The organism is Scandinavium sp. M-37 (assembly GCF_043558715.1).
GTDB lineage: Bacteria > Pseudomonadota > Gammaproteobacteria > Enterobacterales > Enterobacteriaceae > Scandinavium > Scandinavium vulneris_A.
The window spans coordinates 32,768-54,173 of record NZ_JBIGIN010000015.1 but is presented as its reverse complement, the minus strand read 5'-3'; the positions used below and the strand labels follow the sequence as shown (position 1 = coordinate 54,173).

The window sequence follows — 21,406 nt, the reverse complement described above, 5'->3', positions numbered from 1 at the left end:
TAGAAACTGAATCATAACCCAGGTATACCCTTTTGCAGCCTGGAGGCACCCTGGCTCGCTCATAACTCAGGATTATCTTAAGGTTGGTGCAGAACGAAATCGTGTATCTGATTGTTATTATAGATAAGAAGAACTTAATATTTTACCTTAAGCGGTAATGGATTGTGACTTTCGTGAGCGCTGAAATTGGCCAGGAATATGGTACAATTCGTGCCGTTAAATCACGATGATTGAGGTGATGCTGCGAATGGCACAGCTTTATTTTTACTACTCTGCGATGAACGCAGGGAAGTCGACTGCGTTGTTGCAGTCTTCCTACAATTACCAGGAGCGCGGGATGCGTACCCTGGTTTATACCGCAGAAATTGATGACAGATTTGGTTCAGGCAAAGTAAGCTCCCGCATCGGCCTGTCGTCGCCTGCGAAGCTCTACAACCAGCAAACGTCGCTGTATCACGATATCGCCGCTGAGCACGCGAAAGAGCCGATTCACTGCGTTCTGGTGGATGAGTGCCAGTTCCTGACCCGTGAGCAGGTTTACGCCCTGTCAGAGGTCGTGGATGAGCTGGATATTCCTGTGCTGTGCTATGGGCTGCGTACGGATTTTCGTGGCGAGCTGTTTATCGGCAGCCAGTATCTGCTTTCATGGTCAGATAAGCTGGTGGAGTTAAAAACCATCTGCTTCTGTGGGCGCAAGGCGAGTATGGTGCTGCGTCTCGACCAGGAAGGTCGGCCGTATAATGAAGGCGAACAGGTGGTGATTGGCGGCAACGAACGCTATGTCTCCGTATGCCGTAAACATTACAAAGAGGCGCTGGTAGAAGGCTCTCTGAGCGCCATTCAGCAGCGTGTAAGGGGGAAGGTGGAAGAGTAATCCTTTCGCTTTTTTCTTGCATACAGACATAAAAAAACCCGCCATTTCGGCGGGTTTTTTATTGGGCTTTCAATTAAACGGTTTTCTTCGCTTTTTTGTCAGCTTTAACAGCTGGTGCAGCCGCTTTCTTCTCAGCGACATCACCTTCAGAGAACTCACGACCGTAGTAGGTATCCATCAGGATCTGTTTCAGTTCGGAGATCAGTGGGTAGCGTGGGTTAGCACCGGTACACTGGTCGTCAAACGCGTCTTCAGACAGTTTGTCAACGTGTGCCAGGAAGTCAGCTTCCTGAACGCCAGCTTCACGGATGGACTTAGGAATACCCAGTTCAGCCTTGATGCTGTCGAGCCATGCCAGCAGTTTCTCGATCTTCGCCGCAGTACGGTCACCGGTAGACGTCAGACCCAGGTGGTCAGCGATTTCTGCATAACGACGGCGAGCCTGTGGACGATCGTACTGGCTGAATGCAGTCTGCTTAGTCGGGTTGTCATTCGCGTTATAGCGGATAACGTTGCTGATCAGCAGGGCGTTGGCCAGACCGTGTGGAATGTGGAACTGGGAGCCCAGTTTATGCGCCATGGAGTGACACACACCGAGGAAGGCGTTAGCAAACGCGATACCGGCGATAGTCGCTGCGTTGTGAACGCGTTCACGGGCAACCGGGTTTTTAGACCCTTCGTGGTAAGACGCTGGCAGGTTTTCTTTCAGCAGTTTCAGAGCCTGCAGAGCCTGACCATCGGAGAACTCAGATGCCAGTACGGACACATAAGCTTCCAGAGCGTGCGTTACCGCATCCAGACCACCAAATGCACACAGTGACTTCGGCATTTCCATGACAAGGTTGGCATCAACGATAGCCATGTCCGGGGTCAGTGCGTAGTCAGCCAGTGGATATTTCTGGCCAGTCGCGTCATCGGTTACTACCGCAAATGGGGTAACTTCAGAACCGGTACCGGAAGTGGTAGTGACCGCAACCATTTTGGCTTTAACGCCCATTTTCGGGAACTTGTAGATACGTTTACGGATGTCCATAAAGCGCAGCGCCAGTTCTTCGAAGTGGGTTTCTGGGTGCTCGTACATAACCCACATGATTTTTGCAGCATCCATCGGGGAACCACCACCCAGCGCGATGATCACGTCTGGTTTGAAGGAGTTCGCCAATTCTGCACCTTTACGCACAACGGTCAGCGTTGGGTCAGCTTCAACTTCGAAGAACACTTCAGTTTCAACGCCAGCTGCTTTCAGAACAGAGGTGATCTGGTCTGCATAGCCGTTGTTGAACAGGAAGCGGTCAGTCACGATCAGCGCACGTTTGTGGCCATCGGTAATCACTTCATCCAGCGCGATTGGCAGTGAGCCACGGCGGAAGTAGATAGATTTCGGAAGTTTATGCCACAACATGTTTTCAGCTCGCTTAGCAACGGTTTTCTTGTTGATCAGGTGTTTTGGACCAACGTTTTCAGAGATGGAGTTACCACCCCATGAACCACAACCCAGAGTCAGGGAAGGTGCGAGTTTGAAGTTGTACAGGTCACCGATACCACCCTGAGAAGCAGGGGTGTTAATCAGGATACGCGCGGTCTTCATTTTGTCGCCGAAGAATTTAACGCGTTCTGGCTGGTTGTCCTGGTCAGTGTACAGGCAAGAGGTATGGCCGATACCGCCCATCTCAACCAGTTTTTCAGCTTTGATCACTGCATCTTCGAAGTTCTTGGCGCGATACATTGCCAGAGTCGGAGACAGTTTTTCGTGAGCAAACGGCTCAGACTCGTCAACAACGGTCACTTCGCCAATCAGAATTTTGGTGTCAGCTGGAACAGTGAAGCCTGCCAGTTCAGCAATTTTCGTTGCTGGCTGACCAACGATAGCGGCGTTCAGCGCGCCATTTTTCAGGATGATGTCCTGAACAGCTTTCAGCTCTTTACCCTGCAACATGTAACCACCGTGGGAAGCGAAACGCTCACGCACTGCAGCATAGGCAGAATCAACTACGATAACGGACTGCTCAGAAGCACAAATGACACCGTTATCGAAGGTTTTAGACATCAGGATAGAAGCAACAACACGTTTGATGTCAGCGGTTTCATCAACCACGACAGGGGTGTTACCTGCGCCTACACCGATAGCGGGTTTACCGGAGCTGTAAGCGGCTTTAACCATGCCCGGGCCACCGGTGGCGAGGATCATGTTGATGTCTGGGTGATGCATCAGCGCGTTAGACAGCTCAACGGACGGCTGGTCAATCCAACCAATCAGGTCTTTCGGTGCACCCGCAGCGATAGCAGCCTGCAGTACGATGTCAGCGGCTTTGTTGGTCGCGTCTTTTGCACGTGGGTGTGGAGAGAAGATGATGGCATTACGCGTCTTCAGGCTGATCAGCGATTTGAAGATAGCGGTAGAGGTTGGGTTGGTGGTCGGTACGATACCGCAAATGATGCCGATTGGCTCTGCGATGGTGATAGTCCCGAAAGTGTGGTCTTCAGACAGCACACCACAGGTTTTCTCATCTTTATAGGCGTTGTAGATATACTCAGAAGCGAAGTGGTTTTTAATCACTTTATCTTCCACGATACCCATGCCAGATTCGGCAACGGCCAGTTTCGCGAGAGGGATTCGAGCATCTGCAGCAGCCAGAGCGGCGGCGCGGAAGATTTTATCAACCTGTTCTTGGGTGAAGTTGGCATATTCACGCTGGGCTTTTTTTACGCGCTCGACGAGTGCGTTCAGTTCAGCGACATTAGTAACAGCCATAATGCTCTCCTGGATAATGTTAAACTTTTTTAGTAAATCAGCTGCGCGATACGTCATTATAGACAGCCCGCCAACAGCTTGCGTAAGAGCCATAAAACCAACAGGTTACTTACGACCTTCAATCCACTGATTTACTAAAAGAGCCTTCCATTACACCCGATTGAGTTACCGGGTTACTCCTTGGTGCGAAATTAAGATTACCCACTTCTGAGTACGAATTGCGTGATCTAAATCAAGATTACACCAAGCTGACTCCTTTCAGCAGACCGTTTTTAGCGGTTTGTATCAAGTGTTAAAAGATCGTAATTTCGAACGGGACTTACAGTAGCATAATTTATACATCTGCATAACAATATGTATTGGTAGCGTTTAATCGTAGATTTGTGGTGAAGAATACCGCCAAACAGCGTATCTTCAGCGCGTTTTTCATGATTTATGACCGTCAACTACCACAATTGATGAGGCCGCGGGGATACCGTGATTCTATCGCTGTTCGATTTTCCAACTTATATCAAATTTTTCATTGGCTTATTTGCGCTGGTAAACCCGGTGGGGATCATCCCGGTGTTCATCAGCATGACCAGCTACCAAACCGCGCCTGCGCGCAACAAAACCAACCTGACGGCGAACCTGTCGGTGGCCATTATCTTGTGGACCTCACTGTTCCTGGGGGACGGTATACTGCAGCTGTTTGGGATCTCCATAGATTCTTTCCGCATTGCGGGCGGTATCCTGGTGGTCACCATTGCGATGTCGATGATCAGCGGGAAACTCGGCGAGGATAAGCAAAACAAGCAGGAAAAATCAGAGACGGCCATTCGTGAAAGTGTGGGCGTTGTCCCTCTGGCGTTGCCGTTGATGGCGGGGCCTGGGGCAATTAGCTCGACGATAGTCTGGGGTACGCGCTACCACAACATTCCCCATCTGATTGGCTTCTCCATTGCGATTGCGATTTTTGCTGCCTGCTGTTGGGGATTGTTCCGCATTGCGCCGTGGCTGGTGCGCCTGCTGGGGCAAACCGGGATTAACGTCATTACCCGTATTATGGGGCTGTTGTTGATGGCACTCGGGATCGAATTCATCGTAGCGGGCATCAAATCCATTTTCCCGGGCCTGCTCGGGTAATGACGGCTCTGGAACGGGGCTTCGCGGCCCCGTTCTTTGTTTCAATTATTAGCAAAACTTATCAATAAATTTGAAAAACCCCCTAGTAATAACCTCTCGCTATTCCTGACTAACTTCATGCTAATCAATCGATTAGCCATAAAAGCCTCTAGTAGTACCCTTTGCAATAATGTTATTTCATTAACATGACACTCTTACGCTTGCCGCGAGATAATTGAAATGTTATTAGTAATTTCAGCTTTGATGCAGTGGAATGTGCTAAATAATGATCAGTTGTTAAATTATTGTGTAAAAAGGCATCCTATCAGTCGTGTGCGTAGGTTGAGAGAAGGCGATCTCTTTAACGTGATGATATTTAATAACTAATTCCTTGTTGGCGCGATAGAAAGCGACCTGCTTCATTTGAAACAGACTCAACAAAAGAGAATTGGTTAACAAATTTGCAAATTGTATTGGCAGGCGAGAAATGCATTTGATACTTTCCGCCCAGACATATTGCGACACAAAACGCGGAAATGAGAATAATTTTCAAATAAATCTCCTGACGCGAAAAGAATGCCGGTTATCCCACAGGGGGGGTGACCTAAAGAATCGACGTAAGGTTGCCGAATAAAGAGTGGCCGTAATAAAAGAAGTCGGTGATAGCAGAAGTACACCTGACAGCCGCATTCACTCCTGCGCTGTACAGGAAACCCTTAGGGGATTAAACAAAACAGGCTGGCACAACCAGCAATTATAATGAGCGGAGTATCAACACAATGTCCATCATCACAAAAAAAAGCCTCGTCGCAGCAGGCGTATTCGCTGCACTTATCGCAGGAAGTGCCATGGCTGCAGACGTTCCTGCGGGCGTTAAGCTGGCAGATAAGCAAACCATGATCCGTAACAACGGCGCAGAACCGCAGTCGTTGGATCCGAACAAAATTGAAGGTGTTCCGGAAGCTAACGTTAGCCGCGACCTGTTTGAAGGCCTGCTGATTACTTCCACCAAAGATGGCCACCCAATCCCGGGCGTGGCAGAAAGCTGGGACAACAAGGATTTTAAAGTGTGGACCTTCCATCTGCGTAAAGACGCAAAATGGTCCAACGGTGAGCCGGTAACAGCACAAGATTTCGTTTATAGCTGGCAGCGTCTGGTCGACCCGAACACCGCGTCCCCGTATGCGAGCTACCCGCAGTATGGTCATATCCTTAACGTTGATGAAATCATCGACGGTAAAAAACCAACTTCTGAACTCGGCGTGAAAGCCATCGACGATCACACTCTGGAAGTAACGCTGAGCCAGCCGGTTCCTTATTTCTACAAACTGCTGGTGAACCCGGCGATGTCTCCGGTGAATAAAGCCGCTATCGAAAAATTCGGTGAGAAGTGGACTCAGCCTGCCAATATCGTCACCAACGGCGCTTATAAACTGAAAGATTGGGTAGTTAACGAACGTATCGTCATGGAACGTAACCCGAACTATTGGGATAACAAAGATACCGTTATCGATCAGATAACCTATCTGCCAATTTCTTCGGAAGTGACCGACGTTAACCGCTACCGCAGCGGCGAAATCGACATGACCTATAACAACCTGCCGATCGAGCTGTTCCAGAAACTGAAGAAAGAAATCCCAACGGAAGTACATGTTGATCCGTACCTGTGTACTTACTACTACGAAATCAACAACCAGAAAGCCCCATTCACCGATGCGCGCGTACGTACCGCACTGAAACTGGGTCTGGATCGTGACATCATCACCAACAAAGTTAAAGCGCAGGGCGATTTGCCCGCGTTTGGTTACACCCCTCCATATACCGATGGCGCAAAACTGACCAAACCAGAGTGGTTCACCTGGACTCAGGAAAAGCGTAACGAAGAAGCGAAGAAACTGCTGGCCGAAGCCGGTTACACCGCCGATAAGCCGTTGACCTTCAATCTGCTGTACAACACGTCTGACTTGCATAAGAAACTGGCTATCGCTGCCGCGTCCATCTGGAAGAAAAACCTCGGCGTCAACGTGAAGCTGGTGAACCAGGAGTGGAAAACCTTCCTGGATACCCGTCATCAGGGGACTTACGACGTAGCGCGTGCCGGCTGGTGTGCGGACTATAACGAACCGACTTCCTTCCTGAACACCATGCTGTCTGACAGCTCAATGAACACCGCGCACTATAAGAGCCCGGCATTTGATGCGATCATGAAACAGACTCTGCAGGTGACTGACGAAGCACAGCGTGTTGCGTTGTACGACAAAGCGGAACAGCAGCTGGGTCAGGATTCTGCCATCGTTCCGGTTTATTACTATGTGAACGCCCGTCTGGTGAAACCGTGGGTTGGCGGTTATACCGGTAAAGACCCGATGGACAATATCTACACCAAAGACTTGTACATCATTAAGCATTAATGGCAATCCGTGGGGCAGCGTAACGTTGCCCCACTGTGTCTTATTTCACGCACTATCACATGACAGCATCAGCCAGGCTGATCCGCGACATGTAAAGGCACACGCCAGAAGGTACGGGCAATGTTGAAATTTATTTTACGCCGCTGTCTGGAAGCGATTCCGACACTCTTTATCCTTATTACGATTTCCTTCTTTATGATGCGTCTTGCGCCGGGTAGTCCATTTACCGGGGAACGTACGCTGCCGCCTGAAGTCATGGCGAATATTGAAGCTAAATATCACCTGAACGACCCGATCGGCGTCCAGTACTTCAACTATCTGAAGCAACTGGCGCACGGCGATTTCGGACCGTCATTCAAATATAAAGATTATTCCGTCAACGACCTGGTGGCCGCGAGCTTCCCGGTGTCGGCCAAATTAGGCTTTGCAGCCTTCTTCCTGGCGGTAATCCTCGGGGTGACCGCAGGGGTCATCGCCGCACTCAATCAAAATACCAAGTGGGATTATGCCGTGATGGGGGTCGCGATGACCGGGGTGGTTATCCCGAGCTTCGTGGTCGCACCGTTACTGGTGATGATCTTCGCCATCATGCTGCATTGGCTGCCGGGCGGGGGCTGGAACGGCGGGGCGCTCAAATACATGATCCTGCCAATGGTGGCGCTGTCCCTGGCCTATATTGCCAGCATTGCGCGTATCACCCGTGGCTCAATGATTGAAGTGCTGCACTCCAACTTCATCCGCACCGCGCGGGCGAAGGGGCTGCCGATGCGTCGTATTATCCTGCGTCATGCGCTGAAACCTGCGCTGCTGCCGGTGCTCTCCTACATGGGGCCTGCTTTCGTCGGGATTATTACCGGTTCGATGGTGATTGAAACCATTTATGGTCTACCGGGAATCGGCCAGCTGTTCGTTAACGGCGCGCTGAACCGCGACTATTCGTTGGTGCTCAGCCTGACGATTCTGGTAGGCGCTTTGACCATTCTGTTTAACGCGATCGTCGACGTGCTGTATGCCGTCATCGATCCGAAAATCCGTTACTGACACTGGAGTTCGCCATGATGTTGAGTAAGAAAAACAGCGAGGCGCTGGAACACTTCAGTGAAAAACTGGAAGTCGAAGGCCGTAGCCTTTGGCAGGATGCCCGCCGTCGTTTTATGCATAACCGTGCCGCGGTCGCCAGCCTCTGTGTGCTGGTGGTGATTGCCCTGTTCGTGACCCTGGCGCCGATCCTGTCGCAGTTCAGCTATTTCGATACTGACTGGGGGATGATGTCCAGTGCGCCAGATATGACGTCCGGTCACTATTTTGGTACTGACTCCTCTGGCCGTGACCTGCTGGTCCGTGTCGCCATTGGGGGGCGTATCTCTCTGATGGTGGGTATTGCCGCCGCGCTGGTGGCGGTGATTCTGGGCACGCTGTATGGCTCACTTTCCGGCTACCTGGGCGGAAAAGTGGATTCGGTGATGATGCGTCTGCTGGAGATCCTGAACTCCTTCCCGTTCATGTTCTTCGTTATCCTGCTGGTGACCTTCTTTGGTCAAAACATCCTGCTGATTTTTGTGGCTATCGGGATGGTGTCCTGGCTGGATATGGCGCGTATCGTGCGCGGTCAGACATTAAGTCTGAAGCGTAAAGAGTTTATCGAAGCGGCACAGGTGGGCGGAGTTTCTACGGCCAACATCGTCGTACGTCATATCGTGCCAAACGTACTGGGCGTGGTGGTGGTGTATGCCTCACTGCTGGTGCCGAGCATGATCCTGTTTGAATCGTTCCTGAGCTTCCTCGGTCTGGGTACCCAGGAGCCACTCAGCAGCTGGGGCGCATTATTAAGTGATGGCGCCAACTCCATGGAAGTGTCTCCGTGGCTGCTGATGTTCCCGGCTGGTTTCCTGGTGGTAACCCTGTTTTGTTTCAACTTTATCGGCGATGGCCTGCGTGATGCCCTCGACCCGAAAGACCGCTAAGGAGTGATGCCATGAGCACGATTGAAATGGTTAACGCCCCACAGCAGCAAAAGTCTGGACTGCTGCTGGATGTGAAAGATTTGCGCGTGACCTTTGCCACGGCAGATGGCGATGTGACGGCGGTAAACGACCTTAACTTTAGCCTCAAAGCGGGCGAAACGCTGGGGATCGTTGGCGAATCCGGTTCCGGAAAATCCCAGACCGCGTTTGCCCTGATGGGACTGCTGGCGAAGAACGGTCGCATTGATGGTGTGGCAGCGTTTAACGGTCGCCAAATCCTCAACCTGCCGGAGAAAGAGCTTAACCGCCTGCGCGCTGAGCAGATTTCGATGATATTCCAGGATCCGATGACCTCGCTGAACCCGTACATGCGCGTAGGCGAGCAGCTGATGGAAGTCCTGATGCTGCATAAAGGCATGGGCAAAGCCGAAGCGTTTGAAGAGTCGGTGAAAATGCTGGATGCGGTCAAAATGCCGGAAGCGCGCAAGCGTATGCGTATGTTCCCGCATGAGTTTTCTGGCGGTATGCGCCAGCGAGTCATGATAGCCATGGCGCTGCTGTGTCGGCCAAAACTACTGATTGCCGATGAACCGACCACTGCTCTGGACGTGACCGTGCAGGCACAGATCATGACCCTGCTAAATGAACTCAAACATGAGTTCAACACGGCCATCATCATGATCACCCATGACCTCGGCGTCGTGGCCGGCATTTGTGACAAAGTGCTGGTGATGTATGCCGGACGTACCATGGAATACGGTCAGGCCCGAGATGTGTTTTACAGCCCGGCACATCCCTATTCGATGGGCCTGCTCAATGCGGTGCCGCGCCTGGATGCCGAAGGTGAAGCGCTGCTGACTATTCCGGGTAACCCACCCAACCTGATGCGACTGCCGAAAGGCTGTCCGTTCCAGCCGCGCTGCCCGCACGCGATGGAAATCTGTAACACTGCTCCGCCTCTGGAGGAGTTTGCGCCTGGCCGTTTACGCGCCTGCTTTAAACCGGTGGGGGATCTGGTATGAACGCCGTGACTGATGAAAGAAAAGTTCTGCTCGAAATTGCCGACCTGAAAGTCCATTTTGACATTAAAGATGGCAAACAGTGGTTCTGGCAGCCCTCGAAAACCCTGAAAGCCGTCGACGGCGTGACCCTGCGTCTGTACGAAGGCGAAACCCTGGGCGTGGTGGGGGAATCCGGCTGCGGTAAATCGACTTTTGCCCGCGCCATTATCGGCCTGGTGAAAGCCACCGAAGGCAAAGTGGCGTGGCTGGGCAGAGATTTACTGGGCATGAAACCGGATGAGTGGCGTGCCGTGCGCAGCGACATTCAGATGATTTTCCAGGATCCGCTGGCATCGCTTAACCCGCGTATGAACATCGGGGATATTATTGCCGAGCCGCTGCGCACTTATCACCCGAAGATGCCGCGTCAGGAAGTGCGTGACCGCGTGAAGGCGATGATGATGAAGGTCGGCCTGTTGCCAAATCTCATCAACCGTTATCCGCATGAATTCTCCGGCGGTCAGTGTCAGCGTATCGGGATTGCCCGCGCGCTTATCCTTGAGCCGAAGCTGATTATCTGTGATGAGCCGGTGTCTGCGCTGGATGTGTCGATTCAGGCACAGGTGGTGAACCTGCTGCAACAGCTTCAGCGTGAAATGGGGCTGTCGCTGATTTTCATCGCACATGATTTGGCCGTGGTAAAACACATTTCCGATCGCGTGCTGGTGATGTATCTGGGCCATGCGGTAGAACTGGGTACCTACGATGAGGTGTATCACAATCCGCTGCATCCTTATACCAAAGCCCTGATGTCGGCGGTGCCAATCCCTGACCCGGATTTGGAAAAAAACAAAAAGATACAATTACTCGAAGGGGAGTTACCGTCGCCGATCAATCCGCCGTCAGGCTGCGTATTCCGCACCCGCTGTCCGATTGCTGGCCCGGAATGTGCGAAAACGCGACCGGTTCTGGAGGGTAGCTTCCGACATGCGGTTTCCTGTCTGAAGGTTGACCCGTTATAATCTCAAGGGCTGACAATTGTCAGCCCTTTTTTATTGTGAGGTTATTGTGTCCGTCGCTCCGGTTTCACTCCGCCTGCGCCTGTACCAAATTCTCTTTGACCAAAATACCCGTTCAGGACGCAGCATAGAGGCGCTCTGCGGTTTTTTTGCGTTATTCAGCGTGGTCATTATTTTTATCGAGTCGGGAGTAGACTCCCACTACCATTTGTCCTTCGACCAGTGGCACGCATTTGTTTATCTGGAACTGCTGATAACCCTGGTCTTTACCGTTGAGTATTTACTTCGGGTGTTGTGCTGGCCTCAGCCCGCAAAATATGTTTTCAGCTTCTGGGGCATCATCGATTTGGTGACGGTGCTGCCGCTGTATGTGCTGTGGCTGTGGCCAGAAATCGGCGTTAATTATGTCTTCGCCTGGCGAGCCTTGAGAACCATTCGTGTCCTGCGGGTGCTCAAACTGCTGCGTTATATGTCGTCCCTGCGTATATTCTGGCTGGCGATTGTCAGCGCCCGCCATCAGTTGATGGTGTTCTATTTCTTAATTGCCATTGTGATGGTGGTATTTGGCTCGCTGATGTACGGCATTGAAGGGCCGGAGAATGGCTTTGTGACGCTGGGTGCATCGGTATATTGGGCAGTGGTGACGGCGACCACGGTCGGCTACGGCGATATTACCCCGCACACCCCGGTCGGGCGTATGGTGGCGTCGATGCTGATTTTAATTGGCTACTCGGTGATCGCTATCCCAACCGGTCTGATTACAACCCATATGAGCAACGAATATCAGACCCGACGTAATGCACGTATTTGCCCAAACTGTCGGCATACCGGGCATGATAAAGGGGCGCGTTTTTGTAATGCCTGTGGAACCGAATTACAAAGCGTGGAGGCCCGATAGGCATCAGCACCATCGGGCAAAAAAGAGATTACGGATTATTCACGCCACAGAATATGGCAAATTTTGTGGTCTTTATCGCGGCACAGCAGAACGCGGGCAAAGATATCGTTAATATCGCCGCCGTCGGTGTCGGCCAGGCCAATCACCACTTCCGCGAAGAAGTCAGGATTCAAATCGAAATCGACATGTTCCTGCCAGTCTTCCGCCGGGTCGAAAAGCTCGGCACCGCCACGTTCTTCAAACTGCAAATTAAAGAGAATGATATCCGCAGGGTCGAGGTTATCCCCCGCCAGCTCAAGAAAAATATCGTAAGCCTGCTCGAGCGTTTCGTCTTCGGTCAGGCGATTGTTTAGATCCATATCCATGATGACACCTAGGTTTTCAGCTTATGGGCACGTTTTACAGCAACGGACTAAAGAAGTAAAACAGTCGCTCGGCGGCGCGATGCCACAGCGGACGTTTTAACCAGCGCTGCTCATCCAGCAGGCGTGAACGCGAAATATAGTCGTCCTGTACGGCGGCCAAATCACCACCAAAACCGGCATCGTCAATCGCCAGCGTAATCTCGAAATTCAGCCACAGACTGCGCATATCGAGGTTCACGGTGCCGACCAGACTCAGCTCGCCATCGACCAGCACGCTCTTGGTGTGCAGTAACCCCCCTTCGAACTGATAGATTTTGACGCCCGCCGCCAGCAGTTCTGTGAAGAAGGCCCGGCTGGCCCAGCCGACCAGCACCGAATCGTTCTTATGCGGCATGATAATGCTCACATCCACGCCGCGTTGGGCGGCGGTGCAAATAGCATGCAGCAGGTCATCGCTGGGCACGAAATAGGGCGTGGTCATGATCAGGTATTCACGTGCAGAATAGGCCGCGGTGAGTAGCGCCTGGTGAATCAAATCTTCCGGGAAGCCGGGACCCGAGGCGATGGTATGGATTGTGTGCCCGCTGGCTTCCTCGAACGGCATAATATTGGCGTCAGGGGCAGGGGGTAAAATGCGTTTACCGGTTTCAATCTCCCAGTCGCAGGAGTAAACAATGCCCATCGATGTGGCGATAGGGCCTTCCATGCGGGCCATTAAATCTACCCACTGCCCGACGCCTGAATCCTGCTTGAAGAAGCGCGGGTCGACCATGTTCATGCTGCCAGTGTAGGCAATATAGTTATCGATCATCACCATTTTACGATGCTGACGCAGATCCATCCGGCGCAGGAACACACGCATCAGGTTAACCTTCAGCGCTTCCACCACTTCGATACCGGCATTGCGCATCATGGTGACCCACGGGCTGCGGAAAAAGGCCACGCTACCGGCAGAATCCAGCATCAGGCGGCAGTGTACGCCCCGACGCGCGGCGGCCATGAGTGATTCTGCGACCTGATCGGCCATTCCGCCCGGCTGCCAGATGTAGAACACCATTTCGATATTGTGGCGGGCAAGCTGGATATCGCGGATCAGCGCCTGCATTACGTCATCGGATTCGGTCAACAGTTGAAGCTGATTACCCTTTACACCCGCGATGCCCTGGCGGCGTTCACACAGTTTGAACAGTGAGCTTGCCACGGCGCTATTTGATTCAGCAAAGATATGATTGCAGGCTTTGAGATCGTTGAGCCACTTGGCGGTAGAAGGCCACATTGCACGGGCGCGCTCGGCGCGTCGCTTCCCCAGATGCAGTTCGCCGAATGACAGATAGGCGATGATCCCGACCAACGGCAGAATATAGATGATCAGCAACCATGCCATTGCTGAAGGTACCGCGCGTCGTTTCATCAGGATGCGCAACGTCACGCCTGCGATTAACAACCAGTACCCCAGAATGACCAGCCAACTCACCACGGTGTAGAAGGTTGTCATAAAAAATCCTTTTGAAAGCCTGTCGTGAGAGTTTACGCGTACGGATTCATCTGGCAAATAAAAACAGGCGGCAAAACCACTGGTCACCCGGACACAAGGGTTTATAATGTGCGCTCTTTCATCTCTGAGATGTTGAAATGAAGCGTAGCAGAAACGAAGTGGGACGTTGGCGGATGCAGAGACAGGCAAGCCGTCGTAAAGCGCGTTGGCTGGAAGCCCAGTCGCGACGCAACATGCGTATCCACGCCATCAGAAAATGTCTGGGGGCTCGGCAGCGAAATTCACTGCTTTTTGCCATCTACACTTTCTGAACACAAAAAAAGGGCACCGCATGCGGTGCCTCTTGTTTTTGGCGGTTCAGAAGACTTTTTTGTACGGACGCACTTTCACTTCAGCGTACACGCCAGCGGCAACATACGGGTCAGCTTCAGCCCAGGCCTGTGCCGCTTCAATAGATTCAAATTCAGCAATCACCGTCGAACCTTTAAAACCGGCAACACCCGGATCGTTACTGTCAACGGCGGGCATCGGGCCTGCGGTCAGCAGACGGCCTTCGTCATGCAGCAGCTGCAAGCGGGCGAGGTGAGCAGGACGGACCGACGAACGTTTTTCCAGAGAGTCGGCGACATCTTCAGCATAAATCACATAAAGCACGGGCACAGCTCCTTAATGATAAATTGTCGAAACACGTTATTTCAAAGCGCTGGCGACTGCAATGCAAAGATCCCTCAAGCCTGACGGGCGTGTGACGACTGTGCTTTTTTTCATCAACGGTTGCAGAAAGTTGACCCAGGATAAGATGGCTTATTGAATATGATTGCTATTTGCATTTAAAATCGAGGCATCATTTTTCAACCGCAGCGATTATGACTTCAATGACCCTCGATTTACCTCGCCGTTTTCCGTGGCCCACATTGCTCTCTGTGGCTATCCACGGAGCCGTAGTGGCAGGATTGCTTTATACCTCGGTACATCAGGTTATTGAACTGCCTGCGCCTTCGCAGCCTATCACCGTCACGATGGTCGCCCCGGCCGATCTGGAGCCACCGCAGGCGGTACAGCCCCCACCGCAGCCGGTTGTTGAACCGGAGCCAGAACCTGAACCGGAAGTGGTGCCTGAACCGCCGAAGGAAGCGCCGGTGGTGATTCACAAGCCCGAGCCGAAACCTAAGCCGAAGCCAAAACCAAAACCGAAACCGGTGAAGAAAGTCGAGCAGCCCAAGCGCGAGACTAAACCGGTGGAACCGCGTCCAGCCTCGCCGTTTGAGAGTTCCACCACCCAGAGCCGTCCGGCGACCAGCACTGCGCCTGCCACCACAAAACCTGTGGCGGTGGCCCCGACCGGACCGCGTGCGTTAAGCCGTGGTGAACCGCAATATCCGGCTCGCGCCTATGCGTTACGCATCGAAGGCAAAGTACGGGTGAAATTTGACGTCACTGGCGATGGGCGGGTTGAGAATGTGGAAATTTTGTCGGCTCAGCCTTCCAACATGTTTGAACGCGAAGTGAAAGCCGCGATGCGCAAATGGCGCTACGAACCGGGTAAACCCGGTACTGGCTTAATCATGAACTTCGTCTTTAATATGAAAGGTATTCAGGTTAACTAACCGCCGGAGATTGTCACTGTTTTTTGGCTGACAGGGTCAATGTATTCCAGTTTGATATCCTGCGATGGTGCGCCGCTGATAGTGGCGGCGCGAATATCCAGGCTTTCGTCGGCATACACGCTTTTGTTGATTTTGGTCCATCGACAGTGGCTGTTATCGCGACAGTCGCCGACGCGGGTGACAACGGCGTGAATATTGCCCTGATTGGTGAGCCGTTGTGCTGACGTATCGACTGCCCATTTGACCTGTGGATGTTCCGGCGGCACGTTAACGACCACCCCCCAACTCATTTCAATCCCGACCGCGGAGCTGACCTCATCATTACCTGCTGGAACAATGATGTCTGGCGTGGAACCGGGCACAGCATTGAGCCATACCCGGTAAGAGACCTCTTTTGACAGTGGCCGGATGTTCACAATGCGCAGCGTCTGAGTTGCGCCAGCGGGAAGCGCAAAGCGTGCGGGCGTCACCACCAGACTGTCTGCACTGCCCATCTTCACTTTCACTTCTTTTTCTTGCGTCGTAGCGGGATGTTCAACCCGCCGGACGTCCACCGACATAAAGCGCGTATCCGTGCTTTTGGATATCACGTTAACCAGGCCGCTGCCTTGCGGGTTAAGCATCACCCGCATCGGGAATATCGTCACGTTAGCCATAGCGGGTAGATAAGCGGAGGTCAGCCCGCACAGCAACAAGACGCTCAGTTTTATTCTCATCGCATCCTCAGATTCACATTTGTGTCGTTAATTTCAGATGCAAAGTGCCAGTGTAACGTCCGGCGGTTTTGCTGGTGAGAGTGAAGTCAGGTGTGACAAAGCGTAATGCCGTAGGGACACAGGCTACCGCTTGCGGAATGCCGGGCAGATGCACCGATCGCAGCGGGGCCTCGGAAATTTTCGTCGCAACATAATTTTGCCAGTTGTCGAGTTCGATAAATTTCCTTGAGAGGAGATCCAATATCTGCAGTTGATAGTCAATACGGTTAGCCGTGTCGATTTGACCGTTGTGATAAACAGAGAACAGACCAAATTCACGTCCGGGTAGACCGTTGTAATCATCTTTAGGCGAAATAACGAACTCGCTACTGTTAGAGTTGTAACCATCATAAAGGCACATATCCAACGTCGCAGTGCCGCTGAGCATGGTCTGGTTCGCTTTTGTGCCAGGCAGGGGGCGCAGGTTTAAATCCACATGCGGGTCTGCGGTGCCAAATGCAGGGAGGTAGATTTGCTGATTGTTATTGTCTGAAACCTTAAGGGTGATATGGGCATTCCAGTTACCCAGGACGATATAAGGGTCCCATTGCATTAAATTGACTTTCAATTCAGCCTGCCAGATCCCACCCACCGGAAATTTGCTTAACTCCGTTTGAGAGATATAAAACGTTGCTTTGGTTTCTGGCATGTTTGTGTAGTAGGTCGCACCATATATCTGATAAGGCCCATAGGCACCAAAATGATGGGAGCCTTTGACGTTTATCGTGGTGGTGATACCACTGCGCTTTTCTTTAAATATTAACGGGATAGTTGTTTCACCAGTATTCGCCCATGAACCCGAGGTACGGCACTCCCCGTTTTGTGGGTCGGTTGATGAAAGGCAAACCCAATAATTTCTACCCCATAAAGAGGGGTTGGAGGTGTTGTAGCCCCCGGATTCATCTTTCCAGATACTCACCTGTGAAGGCGGGGCGCTTTTATCAAAGCTTTCGGTCACCGTCGTGTCTCGCCCTGTGGGTTCCACGACTTCGGCTCTAACTTTGGGGCAGGCTATAAGCAATAGCATGCTCATGACCAGACATATTAAGAACGTACGAATGAAATTCTGCATATTAATCTCGTGAATCCGCTAAGACCTGGCGCTGTGCCAATGTCTCCGGGCGTAAATTTTCAGGAAGTTGGGCGGGTGTTATTGGCGAGCAGCGTGTTTCGCCGATAAAGCGCACCACGTCGCGTTTCGACTCCACTTTCACCGGGCACTGATACAGCGTGCTGTTATTTTTCATATAGAGGTTTTTCGGCTGTTGGGTCAGTTCGGCGGTGAAACCACCGTCTTCTTCGACGATAAACGAATGCGCATTCAACATTTTGCCTTCGCTTAGCGGTTGACCTGTGGCGGTAAGCAGTGTGCCAATGTAGGTGTAATGAGATTCCATCTGTACCTCGCGAACCTTCATTTTCCCTGGCAACAGGAATACCGACTGATTGCCAGCCCCACGGGTGATATCGGCCATGCTGGTTTGACGTGAATCGTTGTTCTCATTGACGGAGACGTTGTCTGCTTCAAAGCCATTGACCGGGAACAAGGCTTTTGTGCCTTGGCCCATTTCGGCGGAGCCGCCACCGTCAACGTCAATATCTACCAGGGCATCGTTATCCTCATTTGCTTCATCATCGCTATTAATCCGCACGGCAACGGCTGCCCCTGGCGAACCCGTTCCTGCGGGGCCCCAGTAAAAACCGGAGCGCGATAGGGCCATCGATGAGCTGTAGCTGCCACTGAGTGCAGCCTGATGCGTTTGCTGCGAGCGGTCATAACTGTCGGACAGCGTGGCCGAGGCGTCGCCATACTGCCCATTCAGATGTCCATGCACATCGGCGTTCATATTGGTGTCATTGTTGCCACCCACAGTGACGCCGAGCTGTTGTTGATTATGGTTGCCCCAGTTCCAGTCCTGCGTTGCGGAATAATTGAACGCATCGTCACCGGATTGGCTGCTTTGGTAATCGGTGCTGACTGACGTATGGCTGGATCGTCCGGCATCATTGGCAGGTGTACTACGCGTTAACGTAAAGCCAAGGTAAACGCCCTTATCATCATTGGCATCATCATCGCCGGTACGGTTGTAGGCCCCCAAGCGCGTACTGACCGACATGCCTCTCCACAGAAAGCTACGATTGAGCGTGAGCTGTACCGTGCGGGAGGAGGAGTCCGCTTCGGTAGCATTCGCCATATTGTCTTCGAAGGAGCGCGAGTCATCGTAGTTATCATTGGTCAGGCTGGTGTTGGTATTGAGCGTATAGCCCAGTGACACCGACCATGCCTTCACCGGCACCGCAATCGTGGCACTCAGGGTCTCATAGCAGCCAATGTCGGTATAATCGTCACGGTCACTGTCCGTCGAGCACGCATCGCCATAGGTCGCGTTGTGATAGACGCTCAATGAAAAACCATCGTTGTAACTCAGCTGTTCCGAATCGCCTTTCGCGCCGTCGCTACCGGTCAGCAGATTGGCCTGAATATCCACCACCCCGTCTAATAAGCGATTATCAAAGCCATGCGTCCACTCGACGTCGCCTTCAGTGAAATGCCGATCGGCTATCTTCGCTACCCCAGCGGTTAACGTGGTTGATGTTCCGACGGGGAGACGTGCGCCAGCCTGAAACGCACTCTGATTTTCGGCTTCATCGTGAGTGCTGTCATTGTTGCTCACCTGGCTGGCGACTTTGCCGCCCTGAATAAACCATTGCATATGGCCATCGCCAATGCCGCCGGTTCGGGTGAAGGGTTGTACTTCGGTACGCGCCAGGGCGTTATCTTCATAGACTTTCAGCGTCACGCTGTAGCTCCCGGCCGGGAAATTACCCGTATCAAGCGTGTTGGAGCCGCTATCCAGATAGAAGGTGCCGAGGAGCTGATTACCGCGATAGGCATCGACTCGGGATTTACGCGACAACAGGATAACAATGGGTGAGCCTTTGCTGGCTTCTTCTCTGTTCAGGTAGCTCAACGAACTGCCAGCGCGTACGCCGTCGATGGCGCCTAAGGGCAGCATGCTAAAGCTGATATTCCCGCCCAAATTGCTGGACAAATCGCGGGAGTCCATCCGCCCGGCCTGGACATAATGGCGCTGGCCAAGGCTCTGGCGATAGTAAAAATCATCCACGTTGACGGTTTGGTCGGTGGTATCGTCGTTGCGATACGCATTCAGTGACCAGTCAAAACCGACATAACCGTTGGTCAGAATGCCGAGTGCCCCCGCGCCCTGCAGCGAGATATTGCTATAATCTTTCTCGGCGATCACGTTCAGATTTTGCTGATGAATAAACGCGTTTTCGCTGTCGCGGGTGGGGGTGTAATAGAGGGCATGCTTATCTCCCTCCGGTAATAGTTTTTTGTCGAGGAATACGCTGACCTTCGAGTCGTTTTCATCGTAAATGATCGCCAGAGTATCGGTAGTCAGAAATCCACATCCCGGCGCATTGTTGTTACTACCGCAGGCAAGGTTGCCATTCCTGGGGAGGGGGTGAGAAATTTGGTCGGCCAGTTTTTTGTATTCCTGACTCTCTTTTTTTATCGGTAAATTTAAGGCGCTCAGCACATCCAGGGGTTTCACAAACTGCACGCTGTCGAGGGTTACAGTGGCTTCAAACAGACCAGCCGATTGTCCCAGTAAATTGACATCAATCCAGACCTTCTGCCCGGTGACAAGTTCTTCAAAACCGGCGGGGACATCTGATGCAGCGAATGCGGTGGATCCGAACAAGGCGAAATGAATAGCCAGGCAGCAAAAAGATGCTTTCCAGGTTTTCATACACTTCCTCCTTGCGAAAAAATTCAAAAAAAACCTGCCACCCCGAAGTCGATAAGGGGGCAGGTTGGATGACCAAAAACTCAGTTAAAAACTTATTCAGTGTCCTGAGTGAGGATCAATGACACCATACCGGTGTAGTTACCTGAGTTCAGTGGCTGGACGGTGGCTGGCATAATTTCCAGCGGCAGGGTGACAGAACCCTGATCCACTTCGCCGGTCGGGAACAGAACCAGGGAAGACAGCGTGGTTGGGACCGGAGTAATGGCCTGTGAACCCAATTTCACTGCCAGTGACGCTGAACCTGTACCGGTGGTATTGCTCAGCAGTGGCGTGGTGGCGATGCTGGCCTTAATATCTTTGGCAGCATCGTTTGACCAGATTTTGGTTTCCAGCGTCAGTGGAGCCAGACCTACACCTGGGGTATACTGCATATCGACACTGGCAGGTAACGGGAGGCCGTCTGACAAAGTCATATCCAGAGTCGAATCCACGGTAGCATTCACCGTGATATCTTTCTCAACAGCAAACGCGTTTACCGCAACACCAAAAGCGATAGCGGCAATAACTGATTTCATAACAGCGTTCATAATAAACATCCTTTAGTGAGTTTCATTTGCACAATCATTGTGCGGGAGAGTTGGAAAACAATGTGTTAAATAAAATAACCTGCGGCTTTTTATTTAGGACACTACAAATTCCTTTTTAGCCGAAGATTTGTCCACCCAGTTACGGTATTCCACTTTAATAACACCCTGGGATACAGCCGGAATGGATGTGGGTAATGTGAAAGATTGCTGTGGGTAGATTTTTTTTGCGATCGGCGTCCATTTACATCCGGCGTCGTTATCCCGAGTCGGACATAATCCTATGCGAGATAATTCAATGTGAATTGTCCCGGTATTATTAATGCGCCGTTGGTGCGCATCAAAAGTAAAGTTGATTTCTGGTTTCAGTGGCGGAACGAAGACCAGTGCCCCCCAGCTAATATTGACCCCAATGGTGTTCTTCACACCGGTGGAGGTGGGCGCGTCGTCGTTATCCAGGCTAGAGATAGGGCTGAAGTAGACGCGGTAGACCTGCTCTGTCGCTGGTGTCTTCATGTTGACGAGTCGGGTGATCCGCGTGGTGCCCGCAGCCAATGCAAATTTTTCAGGGGTAACAAGCAAGTTTTGGCTGTCGCCCTGAGCGACATCGACCTCTTTCTCTTGGGGTGTCCCTGGATTATTTATTTTTTTTGTCGTGGCTTTGACATAGTCAATTTGTTTCGATTTGGAGATGACTTTAATCTGTCCGGCGCCTTGTTGATTCATTTTTACCGACATCGGATAAACCATAATATTAGCAAAGGTTGATCAGGCAAAAAAAGTGCCGCTCACAGCAAGGAT

19 protein-coding genes are annotated in these 21,406 nt (G+C 51.9%); 10 read left to right on the top strand and 9 right to left on the bottom strand.

The window, feature by feature from the left end:
* The first annotated feature begins 247 nt into the window (after positions 1–247).
* Positions 248–874 carry a thymidine kinase gene (gene tdk, locus ACG0Z5_RS12625; protein WP_394447827.1) on the top strand — a complete coding sequence of 209 codons (627 nt, stop codon included), beginning with the start codon at positions 248–250 and terminating at the stop codon, positions 872–874.
* 73 nt (positions 875–947) lie between these two features.
* Here tdk and adhE read toward each other — a convergent pair whose 3' ends face one another.
* The gene (gene adhE / locus ACG0Z5_RS12620) at positions 948–3,626 is read right to left on the bottom strand and encodes a bifunctional acetaldehyde-CoA/alcohol dehydrogenase (RefSeq protein WP_394447825.1); all 2,679 of its coding nucleotides are present in this window, start codon (positions 3,624–3,626) and stop codon (positions 948–950) included.
* A 477-nt stretch (positions 3,627–4,103) separates the two neighbouring features.
* Between adhE and ACG0Z5_RS12615 the strand changes: the two genes are divergently transcribed.
* The 7 genes from ACG0Z5_RS12615 to ACG0Z5_RS12585 all read left to right on the top strand — a co-directional run bounded on the left by ACG0Z5_RS12615 (position 4,104) and on the right by ACG0Z5_RS12585 (position 12,023).
* On the top strand, positions 4,104–4,751 hold the full coding sequence (locus ACG0Z5_RS12615) for a YchE family NAAT transporter (protein ID WP_319627534.1): 648 nt from the start codon (positions 4,104–4,106) through the stop codon (positions 4,749–4,751).
* Between the two features lie 758 nt (positions 4,752–5,509).
* Complete coding sequence (gene oppA / locus ACG0Z5_RS12610; protein ID WP_394447822.1) at positions 5,510–7,141, top strand: oligopeptide ABC transporter substrate-binding protein OppA; 1,632 nt, start codon at positions 5,510–5,512, stop codon at positions 7,139–7,141.
* Positions 7,142–7,261: 120 nt separating this feature from the next.
* Positions 7,262–8,182 (top strand): oligopeptide ABC transporter permease OppB, encoded by a 921-nt coding sequence (oppB, locus tag ACG0Z5_RS12605; protein ID WP_319627532.1) that lies wholly within the window; start codon positions 7,262–7,264, stop codon positions 8,180–8,182.
* 14 nt (positions 8,183–8,196) lie between these two features.
* Positions 8,197–9,105: an oligopeptide ABC transporter permease OppC gene (oppC, locus tag ACG0Z5_RS12600; RefSeq protein WP_394447819.1), complete on the top strand. Its 909-nt coding sequence runs from the start codon at positions 8,197–8,199 to the stop codon at positions 9,103–9,105.
* An 11-nt stretch (positions 9,106–9,116) separates the two neighbouring features.
* Complete coding sequence (locus ACG0Z5_RS12595; protein ID WP_394447817.1) at positions 9,117–10,127, top strand: ABC transporter ATP-binding protein; 1,011 nt, start codon at positions 9,117–9,119, stop codon at positions 10,125–10,127.
* A complete protein-coding gene (oppF, locus tag ACG0Z5_RS12590; protein WP_394447815.1) occupies positions 10,124–11,128 on the top strand; it encodes a murein tripeptide/oligopeptide ABC transporter ATP-binding protein OppF in 1,005 nt (334 codons plus the stop codon). Before ACG0Z5_RS12595 ends, oppF begins: the two co-directional genes overlap by 4 nt.
* Before the next feature lie 46 nt (positions 11,129–11,174).
* A complete protein-coding gene (locus ACG0Z5_RS12585; RefSeq protein ID WP_394447813.1) occupies positions 11,175–12,023 on the top strand; it encodes an ion transporter in 849 nt (282 codons plus the stop codon).
* Positions 12,024–12,058: 35 nt separating this feature from the next.
* On the opposite strand, the gene ACG0Z5_RS12580 is transcribed toward ACG0Z5_RS12585, so the two are convergent.
* Positions 12,059–12,388, bottom strand: coding sequence for an HI1450 family dsDNA-mimic protein (locus ACG0Z5_RS12580; RefSeq protein ID WP_319627527.1), 330 nt, complete (start codon positions 12,386–12,388; stop codon positions 12,059–12,061).
* Positions 12,389–12,422: 34 nt separating this feature from the next.
* Complete coding sequence (cls, locus tag ACG0Z5_RS12575) at positions 12,423–13,883, bottom strand: cardiolipin synthase (RefSeq protein ID WP_319627526.1); 1,461 nt, start codon at positions 13,881–13,883, stop codon at positions 12,423–12,425.
* A gap of 137 nt (positions 13,884–14,020) precedes the next feature.
* On the opposite strand from cls, the gene ACG0Z5_RS12570 reads away from it, so the two are divergent.
* Positions 14,021–14,194, top strand: coding sequence for a YciY family protein (locus ACG0Z5_RS12570; RefSeq protein ID WP_319627525.1), 174 nt, complete (start codon positions 14,021–14,023; stop codon positions 14,192–14,194).
* Between the two features lie 46 nt (positions 14,195–14,240).
* Here ACG0Z5_RS12570 and ACG0Z5_RS12565 read toward each other — a convergent pair whose 3' ends face one another.
* Positions 14,241–14,537 carry a YciI family protein gene (locus tag ACG0Z5_RS12565; protein WP_319627524.1) on the bottom strand — a complete coding sequence of 99 codons (297 nt, stop codon included), beginning with the start codon at positions 14,535–14,537 and terminating at the stop codon, positions 14,241–14,243.
* 221 nt (positions 14,538–14,758) lie between these two features.
* Between ACG0Z5_RS12565 and tonB the strand changes: the two genes are divergently transcribed.
* Positions 14,759–15,490 carry a TonB system transport protein TonB gene (tonB, locus tag ACG0Z5_RS12560; RefSeq protein WP_394447931.1) on the top strand — a complete coding sequence of 244 codons (732 nt, stop codon included), beginning with the start codon at positions 14,759–14,761 and terminating at the stop codon, positions 15,488–15,490.
* Here tonB and ACG0Z5_RS12555 read toward each other — a convergent pair.
* The 5 genes from ACG0Z5_RS12555 to ACG0Z5_RS12535 all read right to left on the bottom strand — a co-directional run bounded on the left by ACG0Z5_RS12555 (position 15,487) and on the right by ACG0Z5_RS12535 (position 21,343).
* Positions 15,487–16,206 carry a hypothetical protein gene (locus ACG0Z5_RS12555; protein WP_394447809.1) on the bottom strand — a complete coding sequence of 240 codons (720 nt, stop codon included), beginning with the start codon at positions 16,204–16,206 and terminating at the stop codon, positions 15,487–15,489. The two genes, tonB and ACG0Z5_RS12555, sit on opposite strands and share 4 nt — an antisense overlap.
* A 13-nt stretch (positions 16,207–16,219) precedes the next feature.
* Positions 16,220–17,317, bottom strand: coding sequence for a CfaE/CblD family pilus tip adhesin (locus ACG0Z5_RS12550; RefSeq protein WP_394447807.1), 1,098 nt, complete (start codon positions 17,315–17,317; stop codon positions 16,220–16,222).
* Position 17,318: 1 nt separating this feature from the next.
* Positions 17,319–20,021: a TcfC E-set like domain-containing protein gene (locus tag ACG0Z5_RS12545; protein WP_394447805.1), complete on the bottom strand. Its 2,703-nt coding sequence runs from the start codon at positions 20,019–20,021 to the stop codon at positions 17,319–17,321.
* Between the two features lie 92 nt (positions 20,022–20,113).
* Positions 20,114–20,608 (bottom strand): CS1 type fimbrial major subunit, encoded by a 495-nt coding sequence (locus tag ACG0Z5_RS12540; protein ID WP_394447803.1) that lies wholly within the window; start codon positions 20,606–20,608, stop codon positions 20,114–20,116.
* A gap of 93 nt (positions 20,609–20,701) precedes the next feature.
* Positions 20,702–21,343, bottom strand: a complete 642-nt coding sequence (locus ACG0Z5_RS12535; protein ID WP_394447801.1) for a pilus assembly protein PapD — start codon at positions 21,341–21,343, stop codon at positions 20,702–20,704.
* Between the last annotated feature and the right edge of the window lie 63 nt (positions 21,344–21,406).

Bases quoted from the DNA above. Each gene is read 5' to 3' on its own strand.
- tdk (WP_394447827.1), top strand. From the start codon at position 248: ATGGCACAGCTTTATTTTTACTACTCTGCGATGAACGCAGGGAAGTCG.
- ACG0Z5_RS12545 (WP_394447805.1), bottom strand. From the start codon at position 20,021: ATGAAAACCTGGAAAGCATCTTTTTGCTGCCTGGCTATTCATTTCGCC.
- ACG0Z5_RS12595 (WP_394447817.1), top strand. From the start codon at position 9,117: ATGAGCACGATTGAAATGGTTAACGCCCCACAGCAGCAAAAGTCTGGA.
- ACG0Z5_RS12540 (WP_394447803.1), bottom strand. From the start codon at position 20,608: ATGAACGCTGTTATGAAATCAGTTATTGCCGCTATCGCTTTTGGTGTT.
- oppF (WP_394447815.1), top strand. From the start codon at position 10,124: ATGAACGCCGTGACTGATGAAAGAAAAGTTCTGCTCGAAATTGCCGAC.
- oppC (WP_394447819.1), top strand. From the start codon at position 8,197: ATGATGTTGAGTAAGAAAAACAGCGAGGCGCTGGAACACTTCAGTGAA.
- adhE (WP_394447825.1), bottom strand. From the start codon at position 3,626: ATGGCTGTTACTAATGTCGCTGAACTGAACGCACTCGTCGAGCGCGTA.
- ACG0Z5_RS12535 (WP_394447801.1), bottom strand. From the start codon at position 21,343: ATGTCGGTAAAAATGAATCAACAAGGCGCCGGACAGATTAAAGTCATC.
- ACG0Z5_RS12570 (WP_319627525.1), top strand. From the start codon at position 14,021: ATGAAGCGTAGCAGAAACGAAGTGGGACGTTGGCGGATGCAGAGACAG.
- ACG0Z5_RS12580 (WP_319627527.1), bottom strand. From the start codon at position 12,388: ATGGATATGGATCTAAACAATCGCCTGACCGAAGACGAAACGCTCGAG.
- cls (WP_319627526.1), bottom strand. From the start codon at position 13,883: ATGACAACCTTCTACACCGTGGTGAGTTGGCTGGTCATTCTGGGGTAC.
- tonB (WP_394447931.1), top strand. From the start codon at position 14,759: ATGACCCTCGATTTACCTCGCCGTTTTCCGTGGCCCACATTGCTCTCT.
- ACG0Z5_RS12550 (WP_394447807.1), bottom strand. From the start codon at position 17,317: ATGCAGAATTTCATTCGTACGTTCTTAATATGTCTGGTCATGAGCATG.
- ACG0Z5_RS12555 (WP_394447809.1), bottom strand. From the start codon at position 16,206: ATGAGAATAAAACTGAGCGTCTTGTTGCTGTGCGGGCTGACCTCCGCT.
- oppB (WP_319627532.1), top strand. From the start codon at position 7,262: ATGTTGAAATTTATTTTACGCCGCTGTCTGGAAGCGATTCCGACACTC.
- oppA (WP_394447822.1), top strand. From the start codon at position 5,510: ATGTCCATCATCACAAAAAAAAGCCTCGTCGCAGCAGGCGTATTCGCT.